The organism is Shimia sp., from assembly GCF_041624275.1.
Lineage (GTDB): Bacteria > Pseudomonadota > Alphaproteobacteria > Rhodobacterales > Rhodobacteraceae > Shimia.
Genome location: NZ_JBFJVE010000028.1, coordinates 1 through 20225, shown reverse-complemented (window position 1 = coordinate 20225; position 20225 = coordinate 1). Strand labels below are relative to the sequence as shown.

The following is a 20225-nucleotide window of genomic DNA, read 5'->3' as shown; positions in this document are numbered from 1 at the left end:
GCTTTTTCGTTTGTCCGGCGCGCCATCGCGCCCCCGGGCCATCCGGTTTTTTTCCCGCCGCCCGGCGAAGCGACGTCTTCGTGGCGTTTTATGCCGATTTGGGACAATTGCGGCGCGGTGGTAGTCTTTCAAAGTGGAGCTGGCTTCCCGAGGGAAGCGGATAACCCAAGGAGGACCGGATGATCGTATTTCCGACGATAGAGTTGCAGGGCGGCAAATGTGTCAGCCTGACACGGGGACGCCTGGACGAGCCCTCGATCTGGCATGTGGATCCGCTGCGCACGGCGCAGGGTTTCACGGCCGCCGGGGCACAGTGGATCCATGTGACCGATCTTGATGCGGTGGCCGGCACCGGCGACAACGGCGCCTTGATCGAAACCCTGATACATGGCGCCGGGGCCCCGATCCAGCTGGGCGGCGGGCTGCGCACGCGCCACCGTATCGAGGACTGGATCGACAGGGGGGTCGGGCGGGTGGTGCTCGGCACCCTGGCGGTGCAGGATCCGGCCCTGGTGCAGGAGCTGGCCCTGCGCTATCCCGACCAGATCGTGCTGGCGGTCGACATCTACCAGGGCAAGCTGATGACCGAGGGCTGGCGCCAGACCGGGGCGATGCAGCCGGCGGATTTCGTCGCCGCCTATGACAGTTCGCCCCTTGCCGGGGTGATCGTGACCGACATCGACGCCGACATCGGCGATGGCGATGGCCATCTCGGGGTGATCTCGGGCCTGGCGCAAAGCACCCGCCACCCGGTCATCGCGCGCGGCACGGTGCGCGGCAGCGACGACATCTCGCGGCTGAAATACGTGCCGAATATCAGCGGCACGCTGGTCGGTCGGGCGCTGTTCGCCAAGGACCTTGACCTTGGCGAGGCGCTGGCGCTCGCCCAACCGGTTCCCGAGCCGAAGGCAGAGTTCCGGTAACCGCCGGGACACGCCGGCAGGGCCTGCGCCGCCTCCGCCGGCTCGGCGGGTGCGGCGACTATTTCGGAGGATGCGTGCCGATCGGCCGCGAAGCTCTTGCCCCCGAAGGGCAAGGCACGGTATTAGCGTCGGGAAATTTGAGGAAAGGGCAGCAATATGCGTCGTGTCGTCGTTACTGGGCTTGGTCTGGTCACTCCGCTGGCTTGCGGAGTCGAGGAAAGCTGGTCCCGCATTCTGGACGGGCAATCCGGGGCCGGGCCGATCACCCGTTTCGACCCGGCGCGCGTGACCACGAAATACGCCTGCGAGGTGCCCTTCGGTGACGGCAGCAACGGCAGTTTCAACCCCGATGACTGGATGGCCCCCAAGGAGCGGCGCAAGGTCGACGACTTTATCCTTTACGGCATCGCGGCGGCGATGCAGGCGGTCGAGGATTCGGGCTGGAAGCCCGAGGCCGACGCGGACCGCGAGCGCACCGGGGTGATGATCGGTTCGGGGATCGGCGGCCTGCAATCCATCGAGCAGACCACGCTGCTGCTGGCCGAGAAGGGCCCGCGCCGGGTGTCGCCCTTCTTCATTCCCGGCGCCCTGATCAACCTGATCTCGGGCCATGTCGGCATTCAGTACGGGTTCAAGGGCCCGAGCCACGCGGTGGTGACCGCCTGTTCGACCGGCGCCCATGCCATCGGCGACGCGGCACGGCTGATCATGTTCGGCGATGCCGAGGTGATGGTGGCGGGCGGCGCCGAGGCGGCGATCTGCGAGATCGGCATTGCCGGGTTCAACGCCTGCAAGGCGCTGTCGACCAAGGGCGAAGACGATCCGACCAAGGCCAGCCGCCCCTATGATGCCGATCGCGACGGTTTCGTCATGGGCGAGGGCGCCGGTGTCGTGGTGCTGGAAGAATATGAACATGCCAAGGCGCGCGGTGCCAAGATCTATGCCGAGGTGCTGGGCTATGGTCTGTCGGGCGATGCCTATCACATCACCGCCCCCTCGGAGAGCGGCGAGGGCGGCGAACGCTCAATGCGCGCGGCGCTGAAGAACGCGGGCCTTGAGCCCAAGGATATTGATTACATCAACGCGCATGGCACCTCGACCATGGCCGACACGATCGAGCTTGGCGCGGTCGAGCGGCTGATGGGTGATGCTGCGGGCAAGGTGACCATGTCCTCGACCAAGTCGATGACCGGCCACCTTCTGGGCGCCGCCGGGGCGATCGAGGCGATCTTCTCGATCCTGGCGATCCGCGACCAGGTGGCGCCGCCGACCATCAACCTTGACAATCCGGCGGTCGAGACCGCCGTCGACCTGGCGCCGAACCGCAAGGTCGAACGCGAGATCAATATCGCGCTGTCGAACTCTTTCGGCTTTGGCGGCACCAATGCTTCGGTGATCTTCGGAAAGGTCGGCTGATGTGGCGGCATATCGCCTCGAACGCGATCACGCTGCTGATCGTGTGCGTCTTTCTGTTGGGCGGCGCCGTGCTCTGGGGGCAGGCGCAATACCGCGCGGCGGGGCCATTGGAGGCGCCGATCTGCCTTCAGGTCGAGCCCGGATCGACCATGGGGCGGGTGTCGAGAAAGCTTGAGGATCAGGGCGCCATCGCCAGCGGCCCGCTGTTTCGCATCGGGGTGGAATACAGCGACAAGAGCGAGAAACTGAAGGCCGGCTCTTTCCTGGTGCACGAGGCGGCCTCGATGGAGGAGATCGCCGATATCGTGACCCGTGGCGGCGCCAGCACCTGCGGCACCGAGATCGTCTATCGGGTCGGGGTCACGCGGCGGTCGGTCGAGGTTCGCGAGCTTGACCCGGAAACAGCGCGTTTCGTCCAGGTCGCGGCCTTCAACCCGGCCGAGGAAGAGGCCCCCGAGGTCTTCGAGACGATGCGCCAGCGGGTCGATACGCGCTATCGCATCTCGGTGGCCGAAGGGGTGACCAGCTGGCAGGTGGTCGACGCCTTGACCGCGATCGACGTGCTGGCCGGCGAGGTTGCAGTGCCGCCCGAGGGCGGTCTGGCCCCGGACAGCTACGAGGTGCGTCCCGGCGATACCCGGGCCGGCCTGATCGAACGCATGCAGGCGGCGCAGTCGGAACGGGTGGCCGAGATCTGGGAGGCGCGGGTCGCGGGCACGCCGTTGAAATCGGCCGAAGAGATGCTGATCCTGGCTTCGATCATCGAGAAGGAAACCGGGGTGCCGGAAGAGCGCCGGCAGGTGGCCTCGGTCTTCGTCAACCGGCTTGAGCGGGGCATGAAACTGCAAACCGACCCGACGGTGATCTACGGGGTCACCAAGGGTCAAGGGGTGCTGGGACGGGGTCTGCGCCAAAGTGAACTGCGCCGGGAAACCCCTTGGAACACCTATGTGATTCCGGGGCTACCGCCGACGCCGATCGCCAATCCGGGGCGCGCCAGCCTTGAGGCGGCGGTGAATCCGGAGAGCACCGATTTCATCTTCTTCGTCGCCGATGGCACGGGCGGGCATGCCTTTGCCGCGACCCTGCGCGAACACAATGCCAATGTCGCCCAGTGGCGCCGCATCGAGGCCGAACGCGCCGATCAGTGAGCCGAGCTCCAAAAGGGTAGAGAGACCAGCCGCCTGCATCCTTTGCAGGCGGCTTTTTTGTGCTCCATGCCGGGATGCGCCCGGGGCCGGGCTGCCCAGGGGCGCTGTCCCTCTGAGCGCCGCGGGCGCTCATTCACCCCGGGATATTTGTCGCAAGAGAAAGCCCTGTTCGGCAGCTGAGGGGGGGGGTGCGCACGCTGCCTTAACCGGATGCTGAGACCGCCGTTGCAGGATGGGCCCTGCCGGTGGTGCAGACCCGGCTTTGGCGGAGGGGGCAACCGCGCAGGCGAGACAGGGGCAGAGATGACGGAATTCGAGCCGCCGACGGGCGAGGGGCCGCTGGACCGCGACCTGGCCGAGGTCAGGAAGCTGCTCAGGGGGGTGCGCGGCGCGCTGTCCGCGCTGCGCGACCGGCTGGAACGGGACCAGGGGGGAGCGGTGGCCGGGACCGGCAAGGCGCTGAGCGAGCTGCGCCAGCTGATCCGCACCGCCATCGACACGGAGAAGAGCTTTGAGCAGCGTCAGAAAGACAGACAGGGGATTGCCGAAGACTATCGGCTCGATCTCGAACAGGCACGCGCTACGATCGGGGAGCGCCTGGCTCGCCTGCGCGCCGCCGGCGACCCGGAGGGCGTTTCTTGACGGCTTGAGCGAGGGCGAGCTGCTGGCCTTGCCCTATCTGTTCGAGTTCTGGGCCTTCGAACACCAGCTGCCGCCCGAGGGCGACTGGCGCACTTGGGTGATCCTTGGCGGCCGCGGCGCCGGCAAGACCCGCGCCGGGGCGGAATGGGTGCGCGCCATGGTCGAGGGCAGCGGCCCGCTGGATGCCGGGCGGGCGCGGCGCGTGGCGCTGGTCGGGGAGACCATCGACCAGGTGCGCGAGGTGATGATCTTTGGCGACAGCGGCCTGCTGGCCTGTTCGCCGCCCGACCGCCGCCCCGCCTGGCAGGCGACGCGCAGGCGGCTGCTGTGGCCCAATGGCGCGGTGGCGCAGGTGTTCTCGGCCCATGAGCCCGAGGCGCTGCGCGGGCCGCAGTTCGATGCCGCCTGGGTCGACGAGCTGGCGAAATGGAAGAAGGCCGGGGCGACCTGGGACATGTTGCAGTTCGGGTTGCGGCTGGGGGCGCACCCGCAGGTCTGCGCGACCACGACGCCGCGCAATGTCGATGTGCTGAAGGAGATCCTGGCCCGCGGCAGCACCGTGGTCACCCATGCCGCGACCGAGGCCAACCGGGCCTATCTGGCAGAGAGTTTCCTGAGCGAGGTGCGCGGCCGCTATGCCGGCACGCGGCTGGGGCGGCAGGAGCTGGACGGGGTGCTGCTGGAGGATGTCGAGGGCGCGCTGTGGACCACCAAGATGCTGGAGGGGCTGCGGCGCAAGGCACCGCCGCCCGAGCTTGACCGGATCGTGGTCGCGGTGGACCCGCCGGTGAGCGGCCACGCGGCATCGGACGAATGCGGCATCGTGGTCGCCGGGGTGCGGATGCGGGGGCCGGTGCAGGACTGGCGCGCCTATGTGCTGGACGATGTTTCGCTGCGCGCCGGCAGCCCGCTGGGCTGGGCGCGGGTGGCGGTGACGGCGATGCATGCCTGGGGCGCCGAGCGGCTGGTGGCCGAGGTCAACCAGGGCGGTGACCTGGTGGCCGAGATGCTGCGTCAGGTCGACGCCACGCTGCCCTATCGGGCGGTGCATGCGACGCGCGGCAAGCTGGCGCGGGCCGAGCCGGTGGCGGCGCTTTACGAGCAGGGGCGGGTTCTGCATGTCGGCCAGTTCGCCGAACTGGAGGACCAGATGTGCCGCATGAGCCTGCAGGGCTATCAGGGCCGGGGCAGCCCGGACCGGGTCGATGCCCTGGTCTGGGCGCTGCACGAACTGGTGCTGGGCCCCTCGGCCAAGGCGGTGCGGCCGCGGCTGCGCAGCCTGTGAGCGCGCGCTGCGCTGAGGGTGAATTAACCAATTGATTGCATGCTGCCTTTGGTCCGGCAATCGGGGTCAGGGCAGGGCGACAGAGAGACAGAGACAGGGGAGCGTTCAGCGATGGTATTTGACTTCTTCCGGCGCACCGGGGCCGAGAAGCCCGAACAGAAGGCCAGCGCGGCGGGGCGGGTGCTGGCCTGGTCCGGGGCCGGGCGGGTGGCCTGGAGCCCGCGGGACACGGTGTCGCTGACGCGCAACGGCTTTGCCGGCAACCCGGTGGGATACCGCTGTGTCAAGCTGATCGCCGAAAGCGCCGCCGCCCTGCCGCTGGTGTTGCAGGACGGCAGCGAGCGCTTCGAGAGCCACCCGGTGCTGGCGCTGCTGGCGGCGCCCAATCCGGGGCAGGCGCGGGCCGAATTCCTGGAGACGTTGTTCGGACAGTATCTGCTGTCGGGCAACGGCTATGTCGAGGCGGTCGGGGCCGAGGCCGGCCTGCCGGGCGAGCTGCATGTGCTGCGGTCGGACCGGATGAGCGTGGTGCCGGGGGCCGACGGCTGGCCGGTGGCCTATGACTATGCGGTCGGCGGGCGCAAGCATCGGTTCGACCTTTTGGCCGGGGCGGCGCTGTGCCATGTGCGCAACTTCCACCCGCAGGACGATCACTATGGTTTCGCCCCCCTGCAGGCGGCGGCGATGGCGGTGGATGTGCACAATGCGGCCTCGCGCTGGTCCAAGGCGCTTTTGGACAATGCGGCGCGGCCCTCGGGGGCGATCGTCTATCGCGGCAGCGACGGGGCCGGGGCGATGTCGCCGGACCAGTATGAGCGGCTGGTGAACGAGATGGAGAGCCACCATCAGGGGGCGCGCAACGCCGGGCGGCCGATGCTGCTGGAAGGCGGGCTGGACTGGAAGCCGATGGGATTTTCGCCGTCGGACATGGAGTTCCAGAAGACCAAGGAGGCGGCGGCGCGCGAGATCGCGCTGGCCTTCGGGGTGCCGCCGATGCTGCTGGGGATCCAGGGGGATGCGACCTATGCCAACTACCAGGAGGCCAACCGGGCCTTCTATCGGCTGACCGTGCTGCCGCTGGCGACACGGGTGGCGGCGACCCTGGGGCAATGGCTGGCCGGGTTCCTGGGCGCCGATCTGGTGCTGAAACCGGATCTCGACCAGGTGCCGGCGCTGGCGGCGGAACGCGATGCGCAATGGGCGCGGGTGACCGGTGCCGGTTTTCTCAGCGCGGCCGAGAAACGGCTGATGCTGGGGCTGCCGGCGCGGGCCGCGGAAGAGCCTGCGGATGGATGAGCCACGCTATGGATTCGAAAGGTTCGACTGCGCCCCGGCGCTGCGGCTCGAGGCGCAGGAAAGGATGACCACGCTGCAGTTCGACAGTCTCAACCGGCGGCTCGACAAGATCGAGATGCTGATCGAGCGGCTGGAGAAACGGCTGTGGCTGACGGTCTACGGCGTGGTCGGCGTGATCCTGGCTCAGGCGCTGCAAAGCCTGCTGAGCAATGCGCTGTAACGCGTTGAAAAGGTTTGGAACAAACGGCGGTGGCGGTGTCCCGCAGGAAACATGAGGAGAGCGATGAGAATGCAGGACGGGCTGGAGCATAAGTTCGCGCGGTTCGGCGCCGGGCTGAGCGTGCAGGAGGGAACGAGGATCGAGGGCTATGCCAGCCTGTTCGGGGCACGCGACCAGGGTGGCGACGTGGTTGAAAAGGGTGCCTATGCGCAATCGCTCAGGCGGCTGGCAGCGGCCGGGCGGGCGGTGAAGATGCTGTGGCAGCACGACCCGGCGCAGCCGATCGGCATCTGGGAAGAGGTGCGCGAGGATGCGCGCGGACTGTGGGTGCGGGGCCGCCTGCTGGAAGAGGTGGCCAAGGGCCGCGAGGCGGCGGCGCTGATCGCCGCCGGGGCGATCGACGGCCTCTCGATCGGCTACCGCACGGTGACGGCCCGCAAGGATGCCAAGGGCCGTCGGCTCTTGCAGGAACTGGAGCTGTGGGAGGTGTCTCTGGTCACCTTTCCGATGCTGCCCAGTGCGCGCGTGTCGGCCAAGGGCGAAAGCCTTGAGGCGGGGATGCTGCGGGAAGCGGCGGCGGCGATCGAGACCGCCCGTCAGGAGCTGAGGCGCGACAGGCGCCCGGCATAACTCAAGATCGAGGACCATTGGAATGGGGAATACCGAGACCGTTTCTCGGGGCGGAGAGGCCATGTCTCCGGCCGCCGAGGTGAAGTCGGCCGTGACGGGTTTCATGAACGACTTCAGGGGCTTCAAGGACGATATTCAGAAACGACTTCAGAAACAGGATGAGCGACTGACCATGCTTGATCGAAAAACGACGAACCTGCAGCGCCCGGCGCTGGACCGCGGCACCGACTTTGACGTGCCGCATCGCAAGGCCTTCAACGCCTATCTGCGCAGCGGCGAGGATGACGGGCTGCGGGGGCTGGAACTGGAAGGGAAATCGATGTCGACCGCCGTCAACGGCGACGGCGGCTATCTGGTCGATCCGCAGACCGCCGAAACCATCCGGTCGACCCTGCGGGCGACGGCCTCGATCCGGGCGGTGGCCAATGTGGTCAATGTCGAGGCGGTGTCCTACGACGTGCTGATCGATTCCACCGAGGCCGGGGCGGGCTGGGCCGACGAGACCACCGCCACCGCCGAGAGCGGGACGCCGACGATCGAGCGTATCACCATCCCGCTGCATGAGCTTTCGGCCCTGCCCAAGGCGTCGCAGCGGCTGCTGGACGACAGCGCCTTTGACATCGAGGCCTGGTTGGCGGGGCGTATCGCCGACAAGTTCGCCCGCGCCGAGGCGGCGGCCTTCGTCAGCGGCGACGGGGTCGACAAGCCGACCGGGTTCCTGACCTACAACAGCGTCGATGCCGGCACCGAGACCTGGGGCGAACTGGGCCATGTGCGCAGCGGCGCGGACGGGGCCTTTGCCGCCAGCGATCCGGCGAATGCCCTGGTCGACCTGGTCTATGCGCTGGGGGCGGAATACCGCGCCAATGCGACCTTCGTGATGAATTCGAAAACCGCCGGTGCGGTGCGCAAGCTGAAGGATGGCGAAGGGCGGTTCCTGTGGTCGGACGGGCTGGCGGCGGGCGAGCCGGCGCGGCTGTTGGGCTATCCGGTGCTGATCGCCGAGGACATGCCCGACATTGCCTCCTGGGCGCCGGCGATCGCCTTCGGTGACTTCGCGGCCGGCTATACCGTGGCCGAGCGGCCGGACCTGCGGGTGCTGCGCGATCCGTTCAGCGCCAAGCCGCATGTGCTGTTCTATGCCACCAAGCGGGTCGGTGGCGATGTCAGCGACTTTGCGGCGATCAAGCTGCTGAAATTCGCGCTCTGAGGGGCGTGAATGGCGGGGGCGGCGGGTGCCGCCTCTGCCGGGCGTGCGTCTGCGATAGGCGTTGTCTGGCTGTCCCCTCCGTTCGGGCGGCGCCGGGGCGCGCGCCCTCCAGGCCGGAGGGGCCGCAATATTCGGAGTTTTTTCATGATGTTAGTTGAAGAGACCACGGTGCTCTCGGCGGCCCTGCCAGTGGCTGAGTTCAAGGAGCATCTGCGTCTGGGCAGCGGCTTTGACGATGATGGGTTGCAGGAGACGGTGCTGGAGAGCTTTCTGCGCGCCAGTATCGCCGCGATCGAGGCCCGGACCGGCAAGGCGCTGCTGGAACGGCCCTTTGCCTGGACGCTGCCGCGCTGGCGCGACGCGGCGCGACAGCCGTTGCCGGTGGCGCCGGTCAGCGCGCTGGCCGAGGTGTCGCTGGTCGACAGGATGGGCGAGGCGGTGGTGGTGGCGCCAAGCGTCTATCGGCTGGTGCCGGACGCGCAGCACCCCGAATTGCGCCCTGTCGGCAATTGCCTGCCCAGCATCCCCAGCGAGGGGCAGGCCGAGGTGCGGTTTCTGGCCGGCTATGGCCCCGACTGGAGCGACGTGCCGGCGGACCTGCGTCAGGCGGTGATGCTGCTGGCGGCGCATTACTACGAGTACCGCGACGACATGGCCCTGAGCGGCGGCTGCATGCCTTTCGGCGTGACCAGCCTGATCGAGCGCTATCGCGCGGTGCGGCTGGGGGCAGGCGCATGAGGCCGGTGCGGCTGAGCCGCAGGCTGGTGCTGGAGGCGCCGGAGCGCACCGCCGACGGCGCCGGCGGCCATGTGACGAGTTGGACCGCGCGGGGCACGCTCTGGGCCGATCTTCGGCCGGGCGCGGGGCGGACGCGGGACGGCGGCGAGGTTTCGCTGGCGCGGGCCGGCTGCAGGATCATCGTGCGCGCGGCCCCGCCTGGCGCCGGCTCGCGGCCCGAGGCGGGCATGCGCCTGGTCGACGGCGCACGGGTCTTCAGCATCGAGGCCGTGGCCGATCACGACGCGCGCCGACGTTTCCTGACCTGTTTCGCATTCGAGGAGACGGCGGTATGAGCTATGCCATGTCGGACGCCCTTCAATCGGCGATTTATCAGAAGTTACAGAATGATACGTCGCTTAGTTCACTTATTGGTGCAGCCGTATACGACGCGGTTCCGGCGGGCGTTCTGCCCCAGACCTATGTCATCCTCGGGGCCGAGACGGTGCTTGGCCGCTCGGATCTGAGCGGCGACGGGGCCGAGCACCGGCTGACCATTTCGGTGATTTCCGAGGCGGCGGGTTTCGCCACCGCCAAGGCGGCGGCGGTGGCGATCTGCGACGCGTTGCAGGGCGCGGATCTTGCACTTAGCCGCGGGCGGCTGGTGTTCATGACATTCGACCGGGCGACGGCAAGACGCGCGGGCCGTGGCAACACGCGCCGCATCGACCTGCGCTTTCGGGCCCGGGTCGAGGACGACGTTTAACTGGAAAGAGGTGGCGATATGGGTGCCCAGAACGGCAAGGATCTTTTGATCAAGGTGGATCTGACCGGCGACGGTCAGTTCGAAACGATCGCGGGGCTGCGCGCCACGCGGATCAGCTTCAACGCGGAAAGCGTCGACGTGACCAGCCTTGAAAGCCAGGGCGGCTGGCGCGAACTGCTGGGCGGGGCGGGGGTGCGCTCGGCGGCGATTGCCGGCTCCGGGGTGTTTCGCGACGCGAATACCGACGAACGGGCGCGGCAGATCTTCTTTGACGGCGAGACCCCGGATTTTCAGGTCATCATCCCCGATTTCGGCATTGTCGAAGGGCCGTTCCAGATTTCGGCGATCGAATACGCCGGCCGCCATGATGGCGAGGCCACCTACGAGATGTCGATGGCCTCGGCCGGGGCGCTGAGCTTCGTGGCGGTCTGAAGATGGCCAACCCCTATGCGGGCGAGGTGGCGCTGGTGATCGACGGCGAACGGCAGGTGCTGCGGCTGACCTTGGGCGCGCTGGCCGAGCTGGAGGCCGGCTTGCAGAGCGATTCGCTGGTGGCGCTGGTCGAGCGGTTCGAAGGCGGCGGCTATTCGGCGCGCGACGTGCTGGCGCTGATCGTGGCCGGGCTGCGCGGCGGCGGCTGGCAGGGCAGGGTCGACGATTTGATGCAGGCCGAGGTCGCGGGCGGCCCGATGGCGGCGGCAAAGGCGGCGGCCGAGCTGCTGGCGCGCGCCTTCAGCCTGCCCGGGGACGCGCCGTGAGCCGGTTCGACTGGCCGGCGCTGATGCGCGCCGGACTGCTGGGGCTGCGGCTCAGCCCGGCGGCGTTCTGGGCCCTGACCCCGGCCGAGCTGCGGCTGATGCTGGGGCCGCCGGGCGCGGCGCGGGGGCTGAACCGCAAGGGGCTGGAGGCCTTGCTGAAGGCCTATCCGGACAACAGGGAAAGGGGCGAAGATGAGCGAGCGTGAGGCGCTGGACGGTTTCGAGGCGCAGGTCGATGCGCTGGAGGAAAGCCTGGGGCAGACCGCGGTAATGGCGGCGAATTTCGACACCGAGCTGCGCGCCGTGCGCCAGACCCTGGCGGCCACGGGGCAGGACGTGAAGACCCTTGAGAGAGGGCTCAGCAAGGGATTGCGGCGGGCCTTCGACGGGGTGGTCTTCGACGGCATGAAGCTTTCCGAAGCGCTGGAAGAGGTGGCGCGGTCGTTGATGAACACCGCCTATAGCGCGGCGCTGCGGCCGGTCACCGACAGTCTTGGCGGCGCGCTGGCCGACGGGATCGGCACGCTGGTGCAGGGCATCCTGCCCTTTGCCGACGGCGCCGGTTTCGCCCAGGGCCGGGTGATGCCCTTTGCCTCGGGCGGGGTGGTGGCGGCGCCGACCTATTTCCCGATGCGCGGCGGCACCGGGCTGATGGGCGAGGCCGGCCCCGAGGCGATCATGCCGCTGGCCCGCGGACCGGACGGCAAGCTGGGGGTGCGCGGTGCTGGCGCGGCGCCGGTCAACGTGGTGATGCATATCCAGACCCCCGACGCCGAAAGCTTTCGCCGCAGCCAGACGCAGATCGCGGCGCAGATGGGCCGGGCGCTGGGGCGCGGGCAACGCAATCGTTAACAGGGGGCATTTCAGATGGGATTTCACGAGGTCCGGTTTCCGGCCAACCTGAGCTTCGGTTCGGTCGGGGGCCCCGAGCGGCGCACCGACGTGGTGACGCTGGCCAACGGGTTCGAAGAACGCAACACGCCCTGGGCGCATTCGCGGCGGCGCTATGACGCCGGGGTCGGCATGCGCTCGCTCGATGACGTGGCGCAGCTGATCGCCTTTTTCGAGGCCCGGCGCGGGCAGCTTCACGGGTTTCGCTGGAAGGACTGGTCTGATTTCAAGTCGTGCCGGCCCTCGCGCGAGATCGATTATCGCGATCAGGTGATCGCGGTGGCGGATGGCGACCAACGGGTGTTCGCTTTGCAGAAGCTTTATGTCTCGGGCGAGGCCCGCTATGCGCGGCCCATCCGCAAGCCGGTGGCGGGCAGCGTCCGGGTCGGGGTCGAAGGCGATGAAATGCAGGAAGGGGTGCATTACGAAACCGACGCAACCCGCGGGGAAATCACGTTTTTCGACGCTCCGATAAAGGGCCGGGAGGTGACGGCGGGGTTCGAGTTCGACGTGCCGGTGCGTTTTGACACCGACCGCATTCAGACCAGCGTGGCCTCGTTCCAGGCCGGTGACGTGCCCAATGTTCCGGTGGTGGAGCTGCGGGTCTGATGGCGGTGCAGGGGGCGCTGGAGGCGCATTTGAAGACCGGTCTCACGACCCTGGCGCGCTGCTGGGGCATCACCCGGAGCGACGGTGTGAGACACGGGTTCACCGACCACGACCGTGACCTTGCCTTCGAGGGCTTCACCTTTCGCGCCGACACCGGGGTCTCGGCAGTGGCGCTGGCGCAGTCCAGCGGGCTTGCCGTTGACAACACCGAGGCACTGGGGGCGCTGAGCGATGCCGGTGTGCAGGAGGCCGATATCGAGGCCGGGCGTTTCGACGCCGCGGCGGTGGTCTGCTGGCTGGTGAACTGGGCCGAGGTCGAGATGCGCAGCGTGGTCTTCCGTGGCCAGCTTGGCGAGATCCGCCGCGCCGGCGGTGCCTTCGAGGCCGAGTTGCGTGGTTTGACCGAGGCGCTGAACCGGCCTTTCGGGCGGGTGTTTCAGAAACCCTGCGCGGCGGTGCTGGGCGATGGGGCCTGCGGTTTCGACACCGGGGCCGCCGGCTATTTCGCCCTGCGCGACATCGAAGGGGTGGAAGGGGGGCGGGTGTTTTCCTGGGGGGCGCTGGCCGGGTTTGAGCCGGGCTGGTTCACGCGTGGGCGTCTGCAAATGCTGAGTGGCGCCGGGGCCGGGCTGGGCGGCGGCATCAAGCGTGACTGGATCGACGGCGGGCGGCGGCTGATCGAACTGTGGCAGCCCCTGCGGGCCGAGGTCGCGGTTGGCGACCGGCTGCAACTGGTGGCCGGCTGCGACAAGCGCATGGAGACCTGTCGGTTGAAGTTCGACAACCTGCTGAACTTCCGGGGGTTCCCGGACATTCCGGGCGAGGACTGGATGCTGAGCTATCCGCGTCAGGACGGGCGCAACACCGGGGGCAGCCTGCGATGAGCGCGGTGGTGACGGCGGCGCGGGGCTGGATCGGCACCCCCTATCGGCATCAGGCGGCCTGCAAGGGGGCGGGCTGCGATTGCCTGGGGCTGGTGCTGGGCGTCTGGCGCGAGCGCTTCGGCGCCCTGCCCGAGACGGTGCCGCGCTACAGCAAGGATTGGTGCGAACCGCAGGGAGACGAGCTGTTGTGGCGCAAGGCGCGGCAATGGCTGGTGGCCAAGGCGCCCGAGGACGAGGCGCCGGGCGATGTGCTGCTGTTCCGCATGCGGGCGGGCAGCGTCGCCAAGCATCTGGGGATCGCCGGGCGCGTTGGCGCGCGGGCCAGTTTCATCCACGCCTATTCGGGCCATGCGGTCGCCGAAAGCCCGCTGGGCGCGCCCTGGCGGCGCCGCATCGTGGCGCGGTTTCAATTTCCCAAGGAGGCATCGGCATGGCAACGCTGATTTTATCCGCCGTTGGTGCGGCGATCGGGGGATCGGTGGGCGGCAGCCTGGCCGGGGTCTCGGCGGTGGCGATCGGACGGCTGGCCGGGGCGACCCTCGGCCGCGCGATCGACCAGCAGATCCTCGGCAGCGGCTCGGATGTGGTGGAAAGCGGCAAGGTCGACCGCTTTCGCCTCAACGGCGCGGCCGAAGGCGCGGCGGTGCCGCGGCTTTACGGGCGCATGCGGCTGTCGGGGCAGGTGATCTGGGCGACCGAGTTCGTCGAAAGCGTGGCCTATTCCGGTGGCGGCAAGGGCGCGCCGCCGACGCCCGAGACGGCCGAGTTCAGTTACACGGTGTCGCTGGCGCTGGCGCTTTGCGAGGGCGAGATCACCCGGGTCGGCCGGGTCTGGGCCGACGGCGACGAGGTGGCGCCCGGCGATCTCAACATGCGCGTCTACAGGGGCACGTCCGATCAGCTGCCCGATGCGCTGATCGAGGCGGTCGAGGGGGCGGGGCAGGTGCCGGCCTATCGCGGTACCGCCTATGTGGTGATGGAGAACCTGCCGCTGGCGCCCTATGGCAACCGGGTGCCGCAGTTTTCCTTCGAGGTCTGCCGCCCGAGCCCGGTGGCGCAGGCCGGGGCCGGGGGCGATATTGCCCATGCGGTGCGGGCGGTGGCGCTGATGCCGGGCACCGGGGAATATGCGCTGGCGACGAGCCCGGTCTATGTGTCGGGGGCGCCGGGTTACAGCGAAGCGGCCAATCTCAACACGCCCTCGGGGCAGAGCGATTTCGTCACCTCGGTTGCGGCCCTCAGCGAAGAGCTGCCCAATTGCGGCTCGGTGTCGCTGGTGGTGAGCTGGTTCGGCGACGACCTGCGCTGCGACAGCTGCCAGATCCGGCCCAAGGTCGAACGCCGGGAGGCCGACGGCAGCAACATGCCCTGGAGCGTGGCCGGGCTGACGCGGGCGGCGGCCGAAGAAATCGCCGAGGCCGAGGGGCGGCCGGTCTATGGCGGCACCCCGGCGGATGCGGCGGTGATCGAGGCGATCAACCACCTGCGCGCCGAGGGGCAGGAGGTGTTGTACTATCCCTTCGTGCTGATGGAACAGATGGCGGGCAACGGCCTGCCCGACCCCTGGAGCGACGCCAGCGAGCAGCCGGCCTTGCCGTGGCGCGGGCGGATCACCGCGTCGGTGGCGGCGGGGCGGGCGGGCACGCCCGAGGGCACGGCGGCGGCCGATGCCGAGGTGGCGGCGTTTTTCGGCAGCGCGTCGGCGGCGGATTTCACCGTCTCGCCCGGCCAGGTCGGCTATTCCGGCCCCTCCGAATGGCGCTATCGCCGCTTCGTGCTGCATCAGGCGGCGCTCTGTGCCGCGGCCGGGGGTGTCGAGGCGTTCTGCATCGGCTCGGAAATGCGCGGGCTGACCCAGATCCGGGGCGCGGCGGGCTTTCCGGCGGTCGCGGCGCTGCGCGCCCTGCTGGCCGAGGTGCGCAGCCTCTTGGGGCCCGACACCAAGCTTGGCTACGCGGCGGACTGGAGCGAATACTTCGGCTATCACCCGCAGGATGGATCGGGCGACGTGCTGTTTCACCTCGACCCGCTCTGGGCCGATGCGAATCTCGATTTCATCGGCATCGACAATTACATGCCGCTGTCGGACTGGCGCGACGGCGAGGATCACGCCGATGCGGGCTGGGGCAGCATCTATGACGTCGACTACCTCATGGCCAATGTCGCCGGCGGCGAGGGCTATGACTGGTACTACCATTCGGCCGAGGCCCGCGCGGCGCAGATCCGCACGCCGATCAGCGACGGCGCCCATGGCGAACCCTGGGTCTTTCGCTACAAGGACATTCGCGGCTGGTGGGAAAACAGCCATCACGACCGTATCGGCGGGCTGCGTCAGGCGGCGCCGACGGCATGGCAGCCGGCCAGCAAGCCGGTCTGGTTCACCGAGATCGGCTGCGCGGCGCTCGACAAGGGCAGCAACCAGCCGAACAAGTTTCTCGATGCGAAATCCTCGGAATCCGCCTTGCCGCATTTTTCCAGCGGGCAGCGCGACGAGACCATCCAGGCGCAGTATCTGCGGGCGCTGACCGGCTATTGGCAGGATCCTGACAACAACCCGGTGTCGCCGCAGTATGGCGCGCCGATGGTGGATATGGGCCGGGCCCATGTCTGGGCCTGGGACGCGCGGCCCTATCCGGCCTTTCCGGGCAATCAGGCGCTGTGGAGCGATGGCGCCAACTATGCGCGCGGCCACTGGATCAACGGGCGCGCCTCGTCGCGGCCGCTGGCCTCGGTGGTGCGCGAGATCTGCGAGGCGGCGGGGGTGCCGGCCTTTGATGTCAGCGACCTGCAGGGGACAGTGCGCGGCTTTTCCGTGGACGAGGTCGGCGAGGCGCGGGCGGGCTTGCAGCCCCTGATGCTGCGCCATGGTTTTGACGCGGTGGAACGTGACGGGGTGCTGCGGTTCCTGATGCGCGGCCTGCGCCAGCCGATGGTGCTGGACGAGACGCGGGTGGCGGTCTCGGAGGATGTCGAGGGCGGGATCGAGCGGACCCGCGACGGCGAGGCCGCGCTGGCGGGGCGGGTGCGGCTGCAATTCGTCGGCGCGGACAGCGATTTCGAGACCTGGTCGGAAGAGGCGGTGCTGCCCGACGAGGCGACCCATGGGGTGGCGACCAGCCTGCTGCCGCTGGCGATGACCCGGGCCGAGGGGCGGCAGGTGGCGGAACGCTGGCTGGCCGAGGCCCGCGTGGCGCGGGACGGGCTGCGGCTGGCGCTGCCGCCCTCGGCGCTGGCGGTGGGGGCGGGCGACGTGGTGGCGCTGCCCGGCGCCGGGCAGGAGGCGCTTTACCGGGTCGACCGGGTCGAGCAGGGGGCGCTGCAGCTGCTCGAGGCGGTGCGGATCGAACCGGCGGTCTACACGCCGGCGGCGATCGAAGAGGACTGGCCGGCGATGCGGGCCTTTGCGGCCCCGGTGCCGGTGCTGCCGCTGTTTCTCGACCTGCCGCTGATCACCGGCGACGAGGCGGCGCATGCACCGCATCTGGCGCTGAGCGCCCAGCCCTGGCCGGGCAGTGTCGCGGTCTATGATTCGGGGCGCGATGCCGATTACGCGCTGAACCGCACCTTTGCCAGCCGCGCCGTGGTCGGGGTGACGCAGAACGCGATGCCGGCCAGCCCGGCGGGGCTGTGGGACCGGGGCGCGGCGCTCGAGGTCAGGCTGATCTCGGGTGCCCTGCAAAGCATCGACGAGGCGGCGCTGCTGGCCGGTGGCAACCTGGCGATGATCGGCGATGGCAGCGCCGACAATTGGGAGCTGTTCCAGTTCCAGAGCGCCGAGCTGGTCGGCGAGGCGACATGGTGGCTGAGCCGGCGCCTGCGCGGGCAGGCGGGGTCGGACGCGCTGATCGCCGACGCATGGCCCGCCGGGTCTTACGTGGTGCTGTTCGACGGTGCCCCGCAGCAGATCGAGCTGGCCAGCGGCATGCGCAACGTGGCGCGGCATTACCGGATCGGCCCGGCACTGCGGGGCTATGACGACCCGAGCTATGTTCACCTGACGCAGGCCTTTCAGGGCAACGGGCTGCGGCCCTATCGGCCCTGCCATCTGCGCGGCACTCTGGACGGTGCCGGTGATCTGGCCCTGACCTGGGTGCGGCGCACGCGGGTGGACGGCGACAGCTGGGATCTGGCCGAGGTGCCGCTGGGCGAGGAAAGCGAAAGCTATCTGCTGCGGGTGATCCAGGGCGGCAAGGTGCGGCGCGAGGTTGCCCTTGGCACGCCGGCCTGGACCTATGGCGCCGCGATCCGGGCCGCGGACGGCGTCGCCGGGGCCTTCGAGATCGAGGTGGCCCAGGTCTCGGCGCGCTACGGGCCGGGGCCAGCGGCGCGCGCGGCATTTCTGGTCTGAGACGCGATGCGGCGGGTGATGCATGGCGATGTGGTGGCGGCGGCGCGGGCGCTTTTGGGGGTGCCCGAGGCCGCCCGCCGTAGCCTCTGCCGCCGCATGATCGCCGAGGCCCATGCCGCGCACCGCTATTTCCGCCGGTTCGGCAAATCGCATCTTCTGTGGGGCGACGGTTCGCTGATGGCGACGGCGCATAAACGCGTGTTGCGCCCCGAGCCGGGGTTTTCCGACACCCCCTATTGCGGCTGCGTCGAGATGGTGCTGCACGAGCTGATCGAATGGCGCGCCGCGCGCCGGGTCAGCCCGAGGCGCAGCTGATGCATCTGACCACCGACGGGTCGAACTCCAGCCGTTTCAGGGCGATCTCTTCGCCGCAGTCGTCGCAATAGCCGAAGTCGCCGTCCACGAGCCGCCCCACCGCCGCTTGCAGGGCCCGCTTGCGGGCGTCGCGGCGCGCCTGGCCGGCCCTGGCCATGGCCTGGGATTGCAGGGCGTCCATGCGGCTGAGCCGCCCCACCGCCTGCTGGTCCAGCGTCACCACCGCCTGACCGCCCTGACCAAGGGCGTCCTCGGCCTCGAGCGCCGCCAGTTGGGCGGCGATCAGGGCGCGGAATCTCTCTTGGTCTTGGGCATTCACGACGGTGATCTCCGCGATCAGGGCTTTGAATTTGCGCCGGTTCGACTATCTAGTGTAGTCTAAGGGCAGATAAGGACGGAGTACCATGGCCGAAACGCGCAGAAACATCGCTGAGATTGACCCCACGTGGCAACGGATCACCACCGAGGCCGAGGCGGCGGTGCGCGACGAGCCGTTGATGGGCGGGCTGATCCATGCCTGTGTGCTGCATCACAAAAGCATCGACCGGGCGCTGAGCTATCGTTTTGCCGCCAAGCTGGCCTCGAACGAGATGTCGATGGTGGTGCTGCGCGAGATCGCCGATGATGCCTTTGCCGCCGACCCGGGAATCATCGAGGCGGCGCGGGCCGACCTGAACGCGATCTATGAACGCGACCCGGCCTGCCACCGGCTGTTGCAGCCGATCCTCTATTTCAAGGGCTACCAGGCGGTGCAGGCCTATCGCATCGGCCATTGGCTGTGGACCAGAGGGCGCAAGGATCTGGCCTATTTCATCCAGATGCGCACGTCTGAGATTTTCGGTGTCGACATCCACCCCGGCGCAAGGCTGGGCAAGGGGATCATGATCGACCATGCCCATTCCATCGTCATCGGCGAAACCGCCGTGGTCGGCGACAACGTGTCGATGCTGCATTCGGTGACGCTGGGCGGCACCGGCAAGGAAGAGGAAGACCGCCACCCCAAGATCGGAGACGGGGTGCTGATCGGTGCCGGCGCCAAGGTGCTGGGCAATATCAAGGTCGGCTGCTGCAGCCGCATCGCTGCCGGATCGGTGGTGCTGGAAGAGGTGCCGCCGGGCTCGACCGTGGCCGGGGTGCCGGCGCGGATCGTCGGCGAGGCGGGCTGCGACCAGCCGGCGGTCGAGATGGATCAGATCCTCGATCACTGACTCTGCGGCTGACTTGAAGAGAGCCGAAAAACAAAAGCCCCGCAACATCTCGCGGGGCTTTTCTGTTGTCGGGCATGAAGCCGTCAGGCGAGCATGGCCAGCGGGTTCTCGAGGTTGTCGACAATCGCCTGCAAGAGTTTCGCCCCCAGCGCGCCGTCGATCACCCGGTGATCGACCGACATGGTGACCGACATCACCGTTGCCACGGCGACCTCGCCGTTGTCGTCCACCACCGGTTTCCTGACCCCGGTACCGACCGCAAGAATGCCGGCGTGGGGCGGGTTGACGATGGCGTCGAAATTGTCGATGCCGAACATCCCCAGGTTTGAGATGGCGAAGCTGCCGCCCTGGTATTCATGCGGCGCCAGCTTGCGCTCGCGGGCGCGGCCGGCAAGATCCTTCATCTCGGCCGAGAGCGCCGACAGCGACTTCATCTCGGCATCCTCGAGCACCGGGGTGAACAGCCCGCCGTCGATGGCCACCGCCACCGCGACATCCGAGGCCTGCATCTGCAACACCCGGTCGCCGGCCCAGACGGCATTGGCCTCGGGCACCTGCTGCAGCGCCAGCGCGCAGGCCTTGATGATGAAATCATTGACCGACAGTTTGACCCCGCGCGACGCCAGCTGGGCGTTGAGTTCGGCGCGGAACTTCAGCAGCGCATCGAGACGGATGTCGCGGCGCAGATAGAAATGCGGAATGGTCTGCTTGGCCTCGGTCAGCCGCGCGGCGATGGTCTTGCGCATGCCATCGAGCGGCAGCTCGGTAAAGCTGCGCCCCGCGTAGAGCCGCGCCACGCTGGCGGCATCGGCGCCTTTCGGGGCCGCCGCGGCGGGTGCCGGCGCAGCGGCGGGCGTGGTGGCGGCGGCGGCAGGCGCGGGTGCCTGCGCAGAGGCCGGGGCGGCGTTTTCGACATCGACCTTGATGATGCGCCCCCTGGGGCCGGTGCCGGAGAT

General features: G+C 68.8%; 24 protein-coding genes. 22 read left to right on the top strand and 2 right to left on the bottom strand.

Annotation, left to right across the window (positions count from 1 at the left end):
* Positions 1-179: 179 nt before the first annotated feature.
* From ABZD10_RS03980 to ABZD10_RS03880, 21 genes are all read left to right on the top strand, one after another.
* On the top strand, positions 180-923 hold the full coding sequence (locus ABZD10_RS03980; RefSeq protein ID WP_372884810.1) for a HisA/HisF-related TIM barrel protein: 744 nt from the start codon (positions 180-182) through the stop codon (positions 921-923).
* A gap of 156 nt (positions 924-1079) precedes the next feature.
* Positions 1080-2339: a beta-ketoacyl-ACP synthase II gene (gene fabF, locus ABZD10_RS03975; RefSeq protein WP_372884809.1), complete on the top strand. Its 1260-nt coding sequence runs from the start codon at positions 1080-1082 to the stop codon at positions 2337-2339.
* Positions 2339-3490 carry an endolytic transglycosylase MltG gene (mltG, locus tag ABZD10_RS03970; RefSeq protein WP_372884808.1) on the top strand — a complete coding sequence of 384 codons (1152 nt, stop codon included), beginning with the start codon at positions 2339-2341 and terminating at the stop codon, positions 3488-3490. The genes fabF and mltG overlap by 1 nt, the downstream gene beginning before the upstream one ends.
* A 303-nt stretch (positions 3491-3793) precedes the next feature.
* Positions 3794-4132 carry a hypothetical protein gene (locus tag ABZD10_RS03965; RefSeq protein ID WP_372884807.1) on the top strand — a complete coding sequence of 113 codons (339 nt, stop codon included), beginning with the start codon at positions 3794-3796 and terminating at the stop codon, positions 4130-4132.
* Entirely contained in the window at positions 4032-5417 is a 1386-nt protein-coding gene (locus tag ABZD10_RS03960) for a DNA-packaging protein (RefSeq protein ID WP_372884806.1), read from the top strand. Before ABZD10_RS03965 ends, ABZD10_RS03960 begins: the two co-directional genes overlap by 101 nt.
* Before the next feature lie 111 nt (positions 5418-5528).
* On the top strand, positions 5529-6713 hold the full coding sequence (locus ABZD10_RS03955) for a phage portal protein (RefSeq protein ID WP_372884805.1): 1185 nt from the start codon (positions 5529-5531) through the stop codon (positions 6711-6713).
* The gene (locus ABZD10_RS03950; protein WP_372884804.1) at positions 6706-6933 is read left to right on the top strand and encodes a hypothetical protein; all 228 of its coding nucleotides are present in this window, start codon (positions 6706-6708) and stop codon (positions 6931-6933) included. Before ABZD10_RS03955 ends, ABZD10_RS03950 begins: the two co-directional genes overlap by 8 nt.
* Positions 6934-6996: 63 nt before the next feature.
* Positions 6997-7563, top strand: coding sequence for an HK97 family phage prohead protease (locus tag ABZD10_RS03945; RefSeq protein WP_372884803.1), 567 nt, complete (start codon positions 6997-6999; stop codon positions 7561-7563).
* Positions 7564-7585: 22 nt separating this feature from the next.
* Complete coding sequence (locus ABZD10_RS03940) at positions 7586-8773, top strand: phage major capsid protein (protein ID WP_372884802.1); 1188 nt, start codon at positions 7586-7588, stop codon at positions 8771-8773.
* Between the two features lie 144 nt (positions 8774-8917).
* Positions 8918-9511, top strand: coding sequence for a head-tail connector protein (locus ABZD10_RS03935; protein WP_372884801.1), 594 nt, complete (start codon positions 8918-8920; stop codon positions 9509-9511).
* On the top strand, positions 9508-9846 hold the full coding sequence (locus ABZD10_RS03930) for a head-tail adaptor protein (RefSeq protein ID WP_372884800.1): 339 nt from the start codon (positions 9508-9510) through the stop codon (positions 9844-9846). Before ABZD10_RS03935 ends, ABZD10_RS03930 begins: the two co-directional genes overlap by 4 nt.
* Positions 9843-10256 carry a DUF3168 domain-containing protein gene (locus ABZD10_RS03925; protein WP_372884799.1) on the top strand — a complete coding sequence of 138 codons (414 nt, stop codon included), beginning with the start codon at positions 9843-9845 and terminating at the stop codon, positions 10254-10256. Before ABZD10_RS03930 ends, ABZD10_RS03925 begins: the two co-directional genes overlap by 4 nt.
* Before the next feature lie 18 nt (positions 10257-10274).
* Complete coding sequence (locus tag ABZD10_RS03920) at positions 10275-10688, top strand: phage major tail protein, TP901-1 family (RefSeq protein ID WP_372884798.1); 414 nt, start codon at positions 10275-10277, stop codon at positions 10686-10688.
* Between the two features lie 2 nt (positions 10689-10690).
* The gene (locus tag ABZD10_RS03915) at positions 10691-11014 is read left to right on the top strand and encodes a gene transfer agent family protein (RefSeq protein WP_372884797.1); all 324 of its coding nucleotides are present in this window, start codon (positions 10691-10693) and stop codon (positions 11012-11014) included.
* Positions 11011-11220 (top strand): rcc01693 family protein, encoded by a 210-nt coding sequence (locus tag ABZD10_RS03910; RefSeq protein ID WP_372884796.1) that lies wholly within the window; start codon positions 11011-11013, stop codon positions 11218-11220. Before ABZD10_RS03915 ends, ABZD10_RS03910 begins: the two co-directional genes overlap by 4 nt.
* Positions 11207-11866 carry a phage tail tape measure protein gene (locus tag ABZD10_RS03905; RefSeq protein WP_372884795.1) on the top strand — a complete coding sequence of 220 codons (660 nt, stop codon included), beginning with the start codon at positions 11207-11209 and terminating at the stop codon, positions 11864-11866. The genes ABZD10_RS03910 and ABZD10_RS03905 overlap by 14 nt, the downstream gene beginning before the upstream one ends.
* 15 nt (positions 11867-11881) lie before the next feature.
* Positions 11882-12514, top strand: a complete 633-nt coding sequence (locus ABZD10_RS03900; RefSeq protein WP_372884794.1) for a TIGR02217 family protein — start codon at positions 11882-11884, stop codon at positions 12512-12514.
* Positions 12514-13398 (top strand): DUF2163 domain-containing protein, encoded by an 885-nt coding sequence (locus tag ABZD10_RS03895; protein WP_372884793.1) that lies wholly within the window; start codon positions 12514-12516, stop codon positions 13396-13398. The genes ABZD10_RS03900 and ABZD10_RS03895 overlap by 1 nt, the downstream gene beginning before the upstream one ends.
* Positions 13395-13841, top strand: coding sequence for an NlpC/P60 family protein (locus ABZD10_RS03890; protein ID WP_372884792.1), 447 nt, complete (start codon positions 13395-13397; stop codon positions 13839-13841). Before ABZD10_RS03895 ends, ABZD10_RS03890 begins: the two co-directional genes overlap by 4 nt.
* The gene (locus ABZD10_RS03885) at positions 13829-17746 is read left to right on the top strand and encodes a glycoside hydrolase/phage tail family protein (RefSeq protein WP_372884791.1); all 3918 of its coding nucleotides are present in this window, start codon (positions 13829-13831) and stop codon (positions 17744-17746) included. Before ABZD10_RS03890 ends, ABZD10_RS03885 begins: the two co-directional genes overlap by 13 nt.
* Positions 17747-17752: 6 nt before the next feature.
* The gene (locus ABZD10_RS03880) at positions 17753-18061 is read left to right on the top strand and encodes a hypothetical protein (protein ID WP_372884790.1); all 309 of its coding nucleotides are present in this window, start codon (positions 17753-17755) and stop codon (positions 18059-18061) included.
* Here ABZD10_RS03880 and ABZD10_RS03875 read toward each other — a convergent pair.
* Positions 18042-18380, bottom strand: coding sequence for a TraR/DksA family transcriptional regulator (locus ABZD10_RS03875; protein WP_372884789.1), 339 nt, complete (start codon positions 18378-18380; stop codon positions 18042-18044). The genes ABZD10_RS03880 and ABZD10_RS03875 overlap by 20 nt on opposite strands.
* A gap of 85 nt (positions 18381-18465) precedes the next feature.
* Here ABZD10_RS03875 and cysE point away from each other — a divergent pair, with 85 nt between their 5' ends.
* A complete protein-coding gene (gene cysE / locus ABZD10_RS03870) occupies positions 18466-19269 on the top strand; it encodes a serine O-acetyltransferase (protein WP_372884788.1) in 804 nt (267 codons plus the stop codon).
* A gap of 83 nt (positions 19270-19352) precedes the next feature.
* On the opposite strand, the gene ABZD10_RS03865 is transcribed toward cysE, so the two are convergent.
* Positions 19353-20225 (bottom strand): 2-oxo acid dehydrogenase subunit E2 (locus ABZD10_RS03865; RefSeq protein ID WP_372884787.1); only part of this gene is annotated, 873 nt, incomplete at its 5' end.